Below are 13,851 nucleotides of genomic sequence, written 5' to 3' on the forward strand. Positions count from 1 at the left end.
TTTCTTTTATCAGCCAATTGATGACAACACCTTAAATTGATAGGCTTGCTATGTTCGAGTTTAGCCAGAAAACAGGCCCTAACAGAAGAAAATTGTTGATCCGCATAATTGTTGCGACGATGTTCATTTTGTTGTGCTTTAGTCTATTGATTTATAGATTGTGGGTGCTTCAAGTTGAGCGGTATCAAGGTTTTTCAGAAAGAGCAGAAAGAAATCGTATTACCTTAGTACCAATTACGCCTAGAAGAGGCGATATTGTCGACAGGAATGGTATTGTACTCGCTCGTAGTTATAGAGACTATACCATTGAAATTATTCCTGCTTACGCTAATAAAAATATTGATGAAATAGTTTCTCAAATTAAAGAATTTATTCCTATCAGTGATCTTGATTTACGTCGCTTTAAACGTCGTTTAGCTGGTTCTAACCGATTTTCATCCGTAATGCTCCGACACAATATTACCGATGAAGAGGCGGCATTATTTGCGGCTAATTCATACCGGTTCCCCGGGGTGAGTGTTAAGGCTCGTTGGGTAAGAGAGTATCCACAAGGTGAGTCTGCTGCTCATTTAGTGGGGTATGTGGGAAGAATCTCGGAAAAAGATAAAGAAAAATTAGAAAAAGATGGACTTGAGGGTGAGTATCGAGGTGCCGAAGTTATTGGTAAAAAGGGTATTGAAGCGAGTTATGAACAGTCGCTAAAGGGTAAACCAGGCTGGGAAGAAGTAGAAATTTCTGCTTCTGGTCGACCTGTTCGTGTATTGCGTAAAATTGACCCAATTCCCGGAGATAATCTACGTTTATCCATCGATATGGGATTACAAAAAATGGCTGAGGGGCTTTTTAATCATTCCAAATATTCAGAAAAAGGTGCGTTAGTTGCTATTGAGCCAGAATCAGGTGAAGTTTTGGCCTATGTATCAGCACCATCTTATGATCCTAATTTATTTGTGGATGGTATTGATGTTGAGAATTGGCGTAAATTATCTGAAAATGAAGATGCTCCTTTGCTTGATCGTCCAATTTCAGGGACCTTCCCTATCGGTTCAACATATAAACCGTTTGTTGCTTTAGCAGCATTATCGTTGGGGGTGCGTGATGCAGATACTCGATACCCTGATCCAGGCTATTTTGAATATGGTGGTCAGAGATTCCATAATGCTGGGAGAGCTGTATATGGTCCAACTAATATGCATAAGGCAATAGTCGTCTCTTCCGATACGTATTTTTTTAGTTTGGGACCAGCCTTAGGCGTGGATAGATTACATGATTTTGCTATTCAGTTTGGTTTTGGAAAGCGTACAGGTGTTGATTTACCCAATGAAAAACGTGGCATATTACCCTCAAAGGAATGGAAAAAGCAAGCCTATAAAGATCCTAAAAAGCAAACTTGGTTAGCAGGGGAAACTATTTCTGTGGCTGTAGGACAAGGATATAATGCATTGACAATTATGCAATTAGCTCAAGCAACATCTGTACTGGCTGCAGATGGTGTGTATATGCGTCCCCATGTTGTTAATTGGTTAGAAAACGAAGTTACTCGTAAGGCCGAACAAGTAGTTAAAAAACCAGAGTATACAATTCCTTTAAATCCTGCTGATATTAAAGTGATTAAGAATGCAATGACTGATGTGACTCGCTTTGGTACAGCAAAAAAAAATATTTTATGGTGCAAATTATTTATCGGCTGGTAAGACGGGGACCGCTCAAGTCTTTAGCTTACGAGGTTCTCGTTATAATGCTAGGGGATTGCATAAAAAGTTACATGATCACGCACTGTACATGGGTTTCGCACCTGTGAATAATCCTAAAATTGCAGTGGCATTGATTGTTGAGAATGGTGGTTGGGGCGCGAAAGTTGCTGCCCCAATGGCAAGAAAAGTATTTGATTATTGGCTGTCCCCGAATCGACAGGAAGTTCCTGATTATGTACCGGCTTTCTTGGAAGAAGATGAGCCTAATGATGAAACTTCATCAGATGTAGAGGTTCCTTCAGAAACGCCAAGTAATCCTGAGGATAAAACACAAGATGCATTGCCAGATATTTTGGATAATATACCGTCAGGTGTAGATAGGCAAAATCCTCAACCTGATTCAAAAGAGCAAACAACCAGTCAGGGATAGTGAGAGATGAAGAATATATTGACTCAATTCTTAGTAAGAGCGATAAAGGCGTTTGACTGGCCTTTGTTGATTATTCTATTGCTATTTGCTGGTCTGGGTATGCTGGTTATGCATTCTGCTGTTGGTGAGGCAGAGGGCCGTTTTTTAGGACAAGGAAGAAATTTTATCATTGCTTTTTTTGTGATGTGGTTTGTTGCATTATGGACACCTTCACAAATAATGAAAATTGTTATTCCATTTTATGTCATTGGTTGTTTGTCGTTGTTAGCTGTACTGTTATTTGGTTATACCAGCAAAGGTGCAACACGTTGGCTTGATATTGGTTTCTTACGGATACAGCCATCAGAAATGATGAAACTATGTGTACCAATGATGTTGGCATGGTATTTTGATAAGCATAGAAGTGATTTAAAGATCTTTGATTTCTTTATTGCTGGCATTTTGTTATTAATTCCCTTTGTGTTAATTATCAAGCAGCCTGATTTGGGAACAGCTATTCTGGTATTTACCACAGGGTTTTGTGTGATTTATTTTGCTGGATTATCCTTCAAATTATTAACTCCTTTATTTATTATTGGGGTAACTGTAATTACTTTAATCTTGTATTATGAGCCTATTTTATGTCAGCCCGATTTTGATTGGGTTATCTTGCATGACTATCAGAAAACCAGAGTATGTACCTTATTAGATCCTACTTTAGATCCGCTAGGTAAAGGCTTTCATACCTTACAAGGGATGATTGCGATTGGTTCTGGTGGCATTTATGGTAAAGGCTATATGCAAGGTACTCAAACACATCTGGACTTTATCCCAGAACAAACAACGGACTTTATTTATGCAGTGTATGCTGAAGAATTTGGTATGTATGGTAGTATCTTTTTACTTATTTTATATACCTTATTATTAGCTCGTTGTTTTGTTATTGTTCTCAAAGCAAAAACACAATTTGGTGCGTTATTAGCAGGTGCTTTAACGATGATGTTTTTTGTTTATATCTTCGTCAATATGGGTATGGTTATGGGAATCTTACCGGTCGTGGGTGTGCCATTACCATTTATGAGTTATGGGGGAACAGCTCTTGTTACCTTGGGCTTAGCAAGCGGTTTACTAATGAGTATTTCTAACTATAAACCGTCAAAACCATCTAATTAACACTATATCAATAGTGCTTTTTAATCCTTAATTCGCTCTAGGACTTAGTGGGTAAACACATTTGCGTACTTGTGGTTGAGTCTGTATCTAAAAGACTTAAGCCACTTAAAAGGTTATGAATTGGACGAGGTAAAGCTAATTTGTCTAGATTCTCAGGGTGAATATCATACCATTGAGTATCCTCAATGAAGATACTGTCTTGTAGCGTATTTCGCTGAGCTGTAATCATCACCGGATGGATAATGAGTCGATAGTGTGAAAAAACATGTTCAAAACTAGCCAGTAGTTGTGTAGAAGAGTGTTTTTCTGTCGTCTGACCAAAACCATGTTTACTTAAATAACTATTCACAGCTGATAGACTTTCTTGTTCAGGTAATGATAAGAGTCCCCCCCAAATTCCTTGTTGCGGACGTTGTTGTAACAAGACATGATGATGTGCTTTGAATATCAATAAATAGGTTTCTTTGGTAGGTAATGTTTTTTTAGGTTTTTTAGTGGGCAAACTATTTTGCATATTATGTTTGGCAGCAAAACAATCCTTTTGCACTGGACACTGAGAACATTTTGCTTGAGTTCGGGTACAAATTAATGAACCCAAGTCCATTAATCCCTGATTATATTGCCCAATGTTTGTTTCATTAATAACATTTTTGTAGGCTTGTTCCCATAACTGTTTATCAATGGCACTACCATAGCCAGTAATTCCATAATAACGGCTAAATACTCGTTTAACATTACCATCCATAATGGGTGTCTTTGCATCAAAGCAAAATGCGGCAATAGAATTGGCTGTGGATTGACCAATCCCTTTTAGTTTGATGAGCTCATCGGGAGAGTGCGGAAATTCGCCTTGATAGTCTTGCCAGATGGTAACAGCACAATGATGTAAGTTACGTGCTCTAGCATAGTAACCTAGTCCTGCCCAATATGGCATCACTTCTTCTTGTGATGCCATGGCTAAATCAGCAATAGTGGGGAATCGTTGTAAAAAACGCTGGTAATAATCAATGACCGTAGTGACTTGAGTTTGTTGCAGCATAATTTCTGATAGCCAAACCCTGTACGGATCTTTGGTGCCTTGCCAAGGCAAATTGTGGCGGCCTGACTGTTGTTGCCAGGCTTGGATTTTTTGAACAAAACTTGGCATTAGAATTTAGAGTGCTTAGTCACTGACCAACGCGCTGATAGGGCAGCGATAAACATCACCAAAATAATCGCTAAAATTAGCCAAAATGCTGAAGGCAAGTTTAATGAAAATGACTGACCATAACTTTCAGATAACACCAAAATTGCATCATTCATCATGCTTAAACCAAAGATTGTTAAAACAATGGCTAATAATCCAGCAAATAAACCAGTAATTGCACCTAAGTAGAGAAAAGGGCGACGCACAAATGATTCAGTTGCCCCAACCAAACGAGCAACAGCAATTTCATCTCGTTGAAGAAGTGCCTGCATACGAACAGTATTAAAAATAGTAGCGATGACAATTATTCCTACCCCAATAGCTAAAATACCAAGTAGGACTTTGAAGAAATGCAAGATACCTTCAAGCTTTTTGAGCCAATCGCTATCAAACTGCACCATATCAACGGGTTCTAAATCGCCCCATTGATTAGCTAATTGGTTTGCCTGCTCGGTATTAATATTAGAAGCTAGGGTGATAATAATGCTATGTGGTAAAGGGTTGTTTGATAAGGCATTTAGAGAGTCGGCCCATTGTTTTGATGAGCGTAATGAATCAAGCGCTTCTTGCTTAGACACTACTTCAATTTTATCAATAGAACTAGCAAATTCTTTTTGCAATGACTCTGATAATTCTTTTGTAGAATCCAGATTAGTCGTGTTCTTCATAAACAAAGTAATGACTGGATTAACTGATACTACCTGAGTAACGGGTGCTAGGGAGGTAATAATAGCACTCACGACTAAGGGGAGGGAAAGCACAAAAGCAATCACAATAATATTTGTGATTGTTGAGAATGGCGTTAGACTCAAACGACGAATAGCCGTTTTAAATGCATAAGAATGATGATGTAACCAAGTTTTCATTAGTGGTATCCCAAGTCAGTAAAGCGTCCTGGCTCAATCAGTAAAGTACGGTTTGAATAGCATTGTAGCAAAGGGCGATCATGTGAGGCGATTAACGTAGTCACGCCAACACGATTAAAATCACGAAAAACATCTAAAATAAGATGAGCATTTTCTTGGTCTAGATTTGCTGTAGGCTCATCAGCAATAAGAATACTAGGGCGATTCACAATGGCTCTAGCAATGGCAAGGCGTTGTTGCTCACCACCAGACAAGGCAATAGGATTTAACTTTTCCTTGCCACCAAGCCCAACTTTTACAATGGCTGCTCTCGCACGTGAGGCAGCTTTGTCAGGGTTAAGCCCCATCACAGATAAAGGCAACATCACATTTTCAAAAGCACTTCTATCATAGAGGAGGTGAGTGTCTTGCAGAATAATTCCTACAGCACGGCGTAAGTATGGCATCGCTCTAGGGGTGATTTTATCTACGCGTTCGCCCTTAACAGTAATAGCACCTCTACTCGGTGGCTCTAAACCGCCAATCATTTTTAATAAGGTCGATTTGCCAGCACCAGAAGGGCCAGAAATAAACACAAACTCACCACTATTAATTGTAAAGTTAATATCGGCAAGGATATTGGCACTTTGACCATAGGATTTAAAAACGTGCTGAAATTCAATCATATTGCAACTTTATACGCTATAGATAATAGATAGACATTATAGGTAAATAATAGTCAGATTGTTATCAAGCTTTTGTTTGAATTTTGATAGGCAGGTTTTCAAATTGAGTAACCCAGCAAATAGTGGCTTATTGTTCATTATGAAAATCTACTCACCGAAAGTACCGCATTAATGACAGTCTGACTATTATAAGTAAATAACGTTTTTGTTATTTTAGCACTAGATTCATCATGGTAAGGGCTGAAAACTTGAAATTCCTAAGCTATTAAATGGTATAGTCAAGAAAAGATTTTTTACAACAACTATAAGTATATGCAAAAACGAAAAATATCCTTTTCTTGGAATGATGAACGTGTCCGTTCATGGATCTATCAAGCTATTATCCTAGCGATAGTGGTATGGGTGGTATGGTATTTAGTAAGTAATACCATGGATAATCTATCCTCAAGAAATATTCAAACAGGTTTTGCATTTTTACACAAAGAGGCAGGATTTGCTATTGGTGAGTCGCTAATTGATTATCAACTTACTGATACTTATGCCAGAGCGATTAAAGTTGGTTTACTGAATACCTTATTAGTATCTTTTATCGGTATTATTTTGTCTACATTACTTGGAACCTTGATCGGTATTGGTCGATTGTCAAGTAACTGGCTAGTCAATAGATTGGCATCCATTTATGTAGAATTAATGCGCAATATTCCTTTGATGATACATTTGTTTTTTTGGTATGCATTACTGACGGAAAATTTGCCTGCACCTCGTCAAGCATTATCGCCTATTGACGGTATATTTTTATCAAATAGGGGTATCAAGATTCCTGTATTAGAGGGTGCATCACTGCTATGGTTATTTGTCGGTTTGCTGATAGCTATACTCCTTACTTATGTCATTACTGTGGCAGCAAAGCAAAAACAACGAAAAACTGGGCAAACAACACCTGTATTTTGGATAAGTCTAGGTTTATTTATTGTGCTACCTATGATGGGAGTATTACTTTCTGGGGGGCAATTGGAGCTGATCAAACCGGCATTAAAAGGGTTTAATTTTGTGAATGGATGGAGTTTTAGTCCAGAACTAGCTGCGTTGATAATAGGGTTAGTTTTATACACAGCAGCTTTTGTGGCTGAGATTGTGCGTTCAGGGATTCAAAGTGTTGGCAAAGGGCAATGGGAAGCAGGGGAGTCTTTAGGGCTCTCACGGCTAAAAACATTAAGGCTAATTGTCATGCCTCAAGCTATCCGTGTAATGATTCCTGCGCTGAGTAATACATTTATGAACTTAACTAAAAATAGTTCATTAGCCGTTGCTATTGGCTACCCAGATATTGTTTCTATTGTAAATACGATGCTTAGCCAAACAGGACAAGCGATTGAGGCAGTAATGATTATTATGCTGGCTTATTTTACGATTAGTGTGAGTATCGCTATATTGATGGCATGGTATAACAAACGTATGGCATTAGTGGAGAGATGAAATGACACAATTATCTTCTGAAACAATGCCAAACTCATCACGATCAGCAAAAGCATTCACATGGGTTAAAGAAAACTTATTTGCGACACCGGCTCATAGTTTGACAACTATTTTAGTCCTTTGGTTGTTATTGTTTTTGTTGCCACCAGTCATTGAATGGTTTTTTGTACAAGCGAATTTCACGGCGAGTGATGGTCAGCAATGTCACCAATCTCAGGGAGCCTGTTGGTCTTTTATTCAACATAAATATCGTTTAATTTTATTTGGTGTCTATCCTTTTGATGAGCAGTGGCGCCCATTTTTAGTTACGTTATTATTGATTGGATTAATTGTTTATACCGCCATACCCAAAGCCTGGAATAAGACTATTATCCCTATTTGGATTGTTGTGTTAGCGATTGCTTGGTTGCTAATGCGAGGAGGTTTCTTCTCTCTTTCTTATATTGAAACAGCACGTTGGGGTGGACTACCCATCACCTTGATTTTATCTATCTTTGGCATATTAATAGCGACACCGCTTGGGGTTTTATTAGCATTAGGTAGACGATCAGAAATGCCTTTAATAAGGTCACTATCAATTGCTTATATTGAAATAGTCCGTGGAGTGCCGTTTATCAGTTTATTGTTTATGGCGTCGGTTATGGTGCCACTATTTTTTCCAGAAGGTTGTCTCTATTGATAAGTTATTACGCGCACAAATTGCCGTGATTATTTATGTTTCAGCTTATATAGCAGAAGTGGTTCGTGGAGGTTTGCAATCCATTCCAAAAGGACAGTTTGAAGGAGCTGCCTCGTTAGGGCTGAATTACTGGCAGACCATGCGTCTCATCATTTTGCCACAGGCACTAAAAGTAGCTATCCCGCCGTTAGTGAGTATATTTATTTCCATTTTTAAAGATACTTCATTGGTGGTTATTATTGGGATTTATGATTTAACCTTATCCGCTAAAGTTGCTTTAGCTGATCCTGTTTGGCAAGGGTTTAGTATAGAAGCTTATGTCTTTATAGGATTGATTTATTTTATTTTTTGCTATGCTATGTCCCGATACTCTCGTTTTCTTGAAACTAGAGCAGAGCTTGGAAAGCAACACTAGGAGCCCCTAATTCATGACAAAAGTAATGATTGACTTAAAAGATGTCAATAAATGGTATGGTAATTTTCAAGTATTGAAAAATATCAATCTACAGGTCAAAGAAGGTGAAAGAATAGTGATTTCTGGACCCTCAGGATCAGGGAAATCTACGCTTATTCGCTGTTTAAATGGTTTAGAAACTCATCAAACTGGTACGATTACGATTAATGGAGTAGAGTTAAACCATAACCTTAAACATTTGGAAGAAATTCGCCGTGATGTTGGTATGGTATTTCAACATTTTAATTTGTTTCCCCATCTTACAGTGATTGAAAATCTTACCTTAGGACCAATTTGGGTATTAAAGCAAAGTGAAAAACAAGCGTATGAGACAGCGCTAAAGTACCTAGAAAGAGTGCGTATTGCCGATCAGGCAGATAAATATCCGGGACAGTTATCAGGAGGACAACAACAGCGGGTTGCCATTGCTCGATCACTATGTATGGCACCCAAAATCATGCTATTTGATGAGCCTACTTCAGCACTTGATCCTGAAATGGTAAAAGAAGTGTTAGAAGTAATGGTGGAATTAGCCGAAAAAGAGGGTATGACTATGCTTTGTGTTACCCATGAAATGGGTTTTGCACAGAAGGTAGCAGACTCAGTTGTGTTTATGGATCAAGGGCAAATTATTGAACAAACACCACCGGCAGAGTTTTTTACTCACCCTCGTACGGAAAGAGGGCGTCAATTTTTAGCGCAAATTTTATAGCTTAACTTTGTAACTGATTTTGTTATAATCAGAGTTTTAATAGCCATTTTCGAGAATACTATGTCGAAAAGTTACGAATCTGAAGCAACATTGTTTTTAAAACAATACAAAAAAGACCACCCAGAAACGATGGAAAAGCAGCTTGCTGGCCGTGCGAGATTGTGGGATAAAGTTGTGGATACTGAGCAACAAGAGCAGTATAAGGCTGCCCGTGTTTATCAGCAGCCTTATGTATACCTGACCAAATAATGTCTCCTGTTCAGGCGGAGTTAGACTCATTGATAGATCCTAACGTAGATACCACACCGAATGTTATTGATTCGGTGGCGTTGGCACGTCTATATGGTGAGCCTTTATTTAATATTCCCCAAGACCTTTATATACCCCCAGATGCTTTGGAAGTTTTCTTGGAAGCATTTGAGGGACCTTTGGATCTATTACTTTATCTGATTCGCAAACAAAACTTTAATGTGCTCGATATTCCTATGGCGGAAGTAACGATGCAGTATATGAGTTATGTTGAACAGATTAGGCAAAAGAATCTAGAGCTGGCAGGAGAGTATTTATTGATGGCGGCTATGCTTATTGAGATCAAATCAAGAATGCTTCTACCAGTTAAGAAGAGTGATACTGGTGAAGAGGTTGAGGATCCCCGAGCAGAGTTAGTGCGTCGTTTATTGGCCTATGAGCAAATGAAAATTGCGGCTAAACAATTAGATGAAATGCCGCAGTTAGGAAAAGATTTTGAGCGAGCCAATGCACAAGCCAATATTAGCGTTGAAAGGATGTTGCCTGATGTCAATCCAGATGATTTGCGACAGGCGTGGTTAGATATTTTAAAACGAGCTAAGTTAAATCAGCGACATCATATTAGTCGAGAACAATTATCTGTGCGAGACCATATGACACATATTTTGCGTCGCTTGTCTGATGTTCGTTTTATGGAATTTACTGAATTGTTTATGGAGCGCATTGAAGATGGTGCTCCACAGGCTGTTATTGTGGTGCATTTTATTGCTATGTTAGAGCTAAGCCGCGAATTATTGGTAGAAATTACGCAGGCAGAGCCTTACGCGCCTATTTATGTACGTTTAGCGTATACCAGTAATACAACTGTTTAAAAGGATATACCGTGAAAGTTGTTCATACTATTGAAGAATTAAGGGACCAGTTAAGAGGTCAATTACGAACAGCCTTTGTCCCTACCATGGGGAATCTACATGAAGGGCATTTATCGTTGATGCGCTTGGCTCGTCAGCATGGTGATCCTGTAGTAGCGAGTATTTTTGTCAATCGCTTGCAGTTCGGTCCGAACGAGGATTTTGATAAATATCCACGTACTTTAGCAGATGATATTGCTAAGCTAGAAGAACGCCGTGATGTGTATGTGCTATTTGCTCCTACTGAAAAAGAAATGATATCCTGAGCCGCAAAATTATCGTGTACAACCTCCTAGCGATTTAGGTAATATTTTAGAGGGTGAGTATCGCCCTGGCTTTTTCGAGGGCGTAAGTACTGTTGTGCTGAAACTATTTTCCTGTGTACAGCCTAAAGTGGCCGTATTTGGTAAAAAAGACTATCAACAATTAATGATTGTGCGTAGTATGTGTCGTCAGTTTCAGTTACCTGTACAAATTTATGCGCATGAGACTGTACGTGAGGCAAATGGGCTAGCCTTATCTTCCCGGAATCGTTATTTAAGTCAAAGTGAATATGCTGAGGCGCCAATGTTATATGCCACATTAAATGATGTAAAAAATCAGTTAATGGCAGGTAACTTGAATCGTGAAGAGCTTGAGTACAATGCCACTAAGTTACTGAATGATCGTGGTTGGAAAGTGGATTATATTGCTTTACGTAAACAAAGTAATTTATTAGTACCTACAATGGAAGAATTACAAAATAAAGAGCCATTAGTCGTACTAGCAGCCGCCAAACTTGGTAACACACGTTTGATTGATAATTTAGAAATCTAAACGTGATGTAGCTGTCTTATAGGATACTTTTATCAAATTGAAGTATCCTATCTTTTTTTGCATGATGAGTCTTTTATGTGAATAGGAGAACCATTATGCTAGAGCCATCAGTTAACTTATCTACCAATCCTTTTCAGCAACTTACGCCTAGAGAAACACAAGTTATGTGGTTGGTATCCAAAGGAATGCCGAATAAGTTATGTGCGACAAAATTAGGCTGCTCTACAAGAACCATTGAAGTCCATCGTTCTAGGATATTTCGTAAGTTAAAAGTACGTAATGCTATAGAATTAGTTTCCTTACTTCAACAAACCTTAATGCAACAAGCCTCTACTACGCATTAATGAGTTTATGATAGTGATGCAAGAGGCTTTATATTATCTCATAAGAGATAATGTAATAATTCAAGGGGGGATTGTAGTCATCATGGGTATGATGTTATTACCCACATTGATGCGCTACACAGTCTGGTCATTTTATAAGCACTACCCCAAAGACTCGCATTTTTATAGTCACCAAACATATGCTAGACGACTTTCTACTTATAAGATTCAAGGCTTGTTTGTGCTATTCATCAGCATTCTTATAGCCTATGATGCATTTGGAATTAATATTATTTATACCGATAAGCAATTTATTATCTTGCCTCTATGTTTTTTACTGATTTGGATTTTTTGTTGTGATTTCCATTTGTATTTGATTCCGTTTACTCCTTTAATTATTTTATTTTTATTGGGACTGTTATTTGAGGGGCAGCAGTTATATTGGCTTTGTGAGTATTCTTATGCAAATAATTGTCAATGGCAGCTGTTACTCAGACAACGGGGTCAGGACTTAGTGTTGTGTATGGTGCTTTTATGGGGGACCTATTTTTTGACTCGTAAAGGCATTGGGCAAGGGGATATTTATTTTTTATCGGTATTAACGCTATTTTTTGCCGTAAAAGTATGGTTGATACTCATCTTGGTCGCCTGTGTGTTGGGGCTAATACATTTGCTTGTGTTAAGATTACTGGGATATAAAAAACCATTTATTCCTTTTGCACCATGGATTTGTACATCGGCTTGGTGCTTGTTTTTGGTGGGTTAGGAGCAAATATGTCGCAGACTTCTCTCTTTATTGGTCTTACAGGCGGGATAGGATCTGGTAAGACAACAGTGTCGCAATATCTAGCTAAACAAGGGATTGAAGTACTGGATGCCGACCAAATCTCTCGACAATTAACCGCGCCAAATGGGTTAGCGATGGATCAAATACGAGAGGTCTTTGGGGATACGGTAATTACTCCAGAGAATGCTTTGGATAGGGATGCTATGCGCACATTAGTTTTTTCAAATCCAGAAGTAAAACAAAGATTGGAGCAAATTATTCATCCCTTGGTTCAACAAGAAATGATTAGTCAGGCATTAAGGTTGCATCATAGTCCCTATATCATCTTTGATATTCCTCTATTAATTGAGTCTATTAATCGTTATCGTCCTTTATTGAATAGAATTTGTGTGGTGGACTGTGAGACTGAAGTACAAATTGAGAGAGTAAAAAAAAGGAATGGTTTGTCTGAGCAAACTATTCGTCAAATTCTTCAAACTCAAGCGAGTCGAGAAACAAGACTTTTATATGCAGATGATGTAATTTACAATGGAAAAGGGATAAGTTTGGATAAATTGCAAGAACAAGCATATAATTTTCATATCCAGTGGTTAAACATGAAACCGTGAGTATATCTATATAAGTAAGGCCAAGGTACTGTTTTGATTTTATATGAACACCCATTTAATGAAAGAACACGTTTTATGATTCGTTTGGAATATTTATTCCAACAGCTTATTGCGTATAGTCAAAGTCCAACCCCTGCTAGCCAGCATGTGACTTTTTCTATGCTATTTGAAATTATGGATGTGTGCGATCGAGGTGATTCAAGAAATTGGGTTTTACAAGAAATCGATAAACAGAAAGCGAGCTTAGAGTCTTTTCGTCATACACCGGGAGTAGATATAGAGTCTTTGGATAAAACGCTTTTACAATTGACCACTGTTGCCAAAAATCTCCAAACCTCTACCAAATTGGGTTTTTATGTAAGAGAGAATGAGTGGTTACTATCACTCAAAAATCGCTTTTTAACGCCAGGTGGAACCTCGCCAATGGATTTTCCATCTTATACCGCTTGGTTAAATGGTAATGAGAGTGAAAGAGTGCGAGTCATTCAGCAGTTGATTGCACCATTTATGCCTATGTATGAAGCGATTACTCAATCGTTGCGAGTATTGCGTGAAGCAGCTTTGCCTAGCATGGAAAGTAGCAAAGACAATGGTGTATTTGAAAAAAGCATTGGTGGTAAGGTTTATCAAATGGCACGAGTTTGGTTGCCCAAAGGACAACGCATTTATCCTGAGATTAGTGGTAATAAGCACGTTATTATGATTCGCTTTTTTAGGATTAGTGAAAATTTCCGCCAACAACTTATTACAGAACCTCAAGGTTTTCGTATGGCATTGTGCCAAATTTAGTGTACTTACTTTACAAGACTGATAGAACTTACAAAAAGTTATAAGCATTTTGTT

At 38.2% G+C, this 13,851-nt stretch carries 12 protein-coding genes and 3 pseudogenes; 12 read left to right on the plus strand and 3 right to left on the minus strand.

Annotated elements, in window-relative coordinates; all coding sequences use genetic code 11:
• Positions 1-50 precede the first annotated feature (50 nt).
• A pseudogene (gene mrdA / locus V757_RS24345) lies at positions 51-2,124 on the plus strand (penicillin-binding protein 2).
• A gap of 6 nt (positions 2,125-2,130) precedes the next feature.
• Positions 2,131-3,276, plus strand: coding sequence for a rod shape-determining protein RodA (gene rodA / locus V757_RS24350; protein WP_023952120.1), 1,146 nt, complete (start codon positions 2,131-2,133; stop codon positions 3,274-3,276).
• 37 nt (positions 3,277-3,313) lie between these two features.
• Here the strand turns inward: rodA and mutY are convergent, their stop codons facing one another.
• Genes mutY through V757_RS24365 form a run of 3 tightly spaced genes read right to left on the minus strand, consistent with a single transcriptional unit; the run spans position 3,314 to position 5,993 of the window.
• A complete protein-coding gene (gene mutY / locus V757_RS24355) occupies positions 3,314-4,423 on the minus strand; it encodes an A/G-specific adenine glycosylase (protein ID WP_023952122.1) in 1,110 nt (369 codons plus the stop codon).
• A complete protein-coding gene (locus V757_RS24360) occupies positions 4,423-5,328 on the minus strand; it encodes a cell division protein FtsX (protein WP_023952124.1) in 906 nt (301 codons plus the stop codon). Before V757_RS24360 ends, mutY begins: the two co-directional genes overlap by 1 nt.
• Entirely contained in the window at positions 5,328-5,993 is a 666-nt protein-coding gene (locus V757_RS24365; protein WP_023952126.1) for a cell division ATP-binding protein FtsE, read from the minus strand. Before V757_RS24365 ends, V757_RS24360 begins: the two co-directional genes overlap by 1 nt.
• Before the next feature lie 312 nt (positions 5,994-6,305).
• Here V757_RS24365 and V757_RS24370 point away from each other — a divergent pair, with 312 nt between their 5' ends.
• The 10 genes and pseudogenes from V757_RS24370 (at position 6,306) to zapD (ending at position 13,797) form a co-directional block, all read left to right on the plus strand.
• Positions 6,306-7,469, plus strand: coding sequence for an amino acid ABC transporter permease (locus V757_RS24370; protein ID WP_023952128.1), 1,164 nt, complete (start codon positions 6,306-6,308; stop codon positions 7,467-7,469).
• Position 7,470: 1 nt separating this feature from the next.
• A pseudogene (locus V757_RS24375) lies at positions 7,471-8,563 on the plus strand (amino acid ABC transporter permease).
• Between the two features lie 13 nt (positions 8,564-8,576).
• Entirely contained in the window at positions 8,577-9,314 is a 738-nt protein-coding gene (locus V757_RS24380; protein WP_023952130.1) for an amino acid ABC transporter ATP-binding protein, read from the plus strand.
• A 60-nt stretch (positions 9,315-9,374) separates the two neighbouring features.
• Positions 9,375-9,563 carry a DUF3460 family protein gene (locus tag V757_RS24385; RefSeq protein WP_023952132.1) on the plus strand — a complete coding sequence of 63 codons (189 nt, stop codon included), beginning with the start codon at positions 9,375-9,377 and terminating at the stop codon, positions 9,561-9,563.
• On the plus strand, positions 9,563-10,435 hold the full coding sequence (locus V757_RS24390) for a segregation and condensation protein A (RefSeq protein ID WP_023952134.1): 873 nt from the start codon (positions 9,563-9,565) through the stop codon (positions 10,433-10,435). Before V757_RS24385 ends, V757_RS24390 begins: the two co-directional genes overlap by 1 nt.
• Before the next feature lie 11 nt (positions 10,436-10,446).
• A pseudogene (gene panC, locus V757_RS24395) lies at positions 10,447-11,290 on the plus strand (pantoate--beta-alanine ligase).
• Positions 11,291-11,385: 95 nt separating this feature from the next.
• A complete protein-coding gene (locus tag V757_RS24400; RefSeq protein WP_023952136.1) occupies positions 11,386-11,634 on the plus strand; it encodes a response regulator transcription factor in 249 nt (82 codons plus the stop codon).
• 82 nt (positions 11,635-11,716) lie between these two features.
• Positions 11,717-12,379, plus strand: coding sequence for a prepilin peptidase (locus tag V757_RS24405; protein WP_023952138.1), 663 nt, complete (start codon positions 11,717-11,719; stop codon positions 12,377-12,379).
• Between the two features lie 8 nt (positions 12,380-12,387).
• Complete coding sequence (coaE, locus tag V757_RS24410) at positions 12,388-13,008, plus strand: dephospho-CoA kinase (protein WP_023952140.1); 621 nt, start codon at positions 12,388-12,390, stop codon at positions 13,006-13,008.
• 33 nt (positions 13,009-13,041) lie between these two features.
• Positions 13,042-13,797 carry a cell division protein ZapD gene (zapD, locus tag V757_RS24415; RefSeq protein WP_031274757.1) on the plus strand — a complete coding sequence of 252 codons (756 nt, stop codon included), beginning with the start codon at positions 13,042-13,044 and terminating at the stop codon, positions 13,795-13,797.
• The last annotated feature ends 54 nt before the right edge of the window (positions 13,798-13,851 follow it).

It is taken from the genome of Pelistega indica (genome assembly GCF_000506865.1).
GTDB classification, from domain to species: Bacteria; Pseudomonadota; Gammaproteobacteria; order Burkholderiales; family Burkholderiaceae_B; genus Taylorella; species Taylorella indica.

What these genes read in the sequence shown, in the direction of transcription:
- rodA (WP_023952120.1), top strand. Translation starts at nt 2,131, where the DNA reads ATGAAGAATATATTGACTCAATTCTTAGTAAGAGCGATAAAGGCGTTT.
- mutY (WP_023952122.1), bottom strand. Translation starts at nt 4,423, where the DNA reads ATGCCAAGTTTTGTTCAAAAAATCCAAGCCTGGCAACAACAGTCAGGC.
- V757_RS24360 (WP_023952124.1), bottom strand. Translation starts at nt 5,328, where the DNA reads ATGAAAACTTGGTTACATCATCATTCTTATGCATTTAAAACGGCTATT.
- V757_RS24365 (WP_023952126.1), bottom strand. Translation starts at nt 5,993, where the DNA reads ATGATTGAATTTCAGCACGTTTTTAAATCCTATGGTCAAAGTGCCAAT.
- V757_RS24370 (WP_023952128.1), top strand. Translation starts at nt 6,306, where the DNA reads ATGCAAAAACGAAAAATATCCTTTTCTTGGAATGATGAACGTGTCCGT.
- V757_RS24380 (WP_023952130.1), top strand. Translation starts at nt 8,577, where the DNA reads ATGACAAAAGTAATGATTGACTTAAAAGATGTCAATAAATGGTATGGT.
- V757_RS24385 (WP_023952132.1), top strand. Translation starts at nt 9,375, where the DNA reads ATGTCGAAAAGTTACGAATCTGAAGCAACATTGTTTTTAAAACAATAC.
- V757_RS24390 (WP_023952134.1), top strand. Translation starts at nt 9,563, where the DNA reads ATGTCTCCTGTTCAGGCGGAGTTAGACTCATTGATAGATCCTAACGTA.
- V757_RS24400 (WP_023952136.1), top strand. Translation starts at nt 11,386, where the DNA reads ATGCTAGAGCCATCAGTTAACTTATCTACCAATCCTTTTCAGCAACTT.
- V757_RS24405 (WP_023952138.1), top strand. Translation starts at nt 11,717, where the DNA reads ATGGGTATGATGTTATTACCCACATTGATGCGCTACACAGTCTGGTCA.
- coaE (WP_023952140.1), top strand. Translation starts at nt 12,388, where the DNA reads ATGTCGCAGACTTCTCTCTTTATTGGTCTTACAGGCGGGATAGGATCT.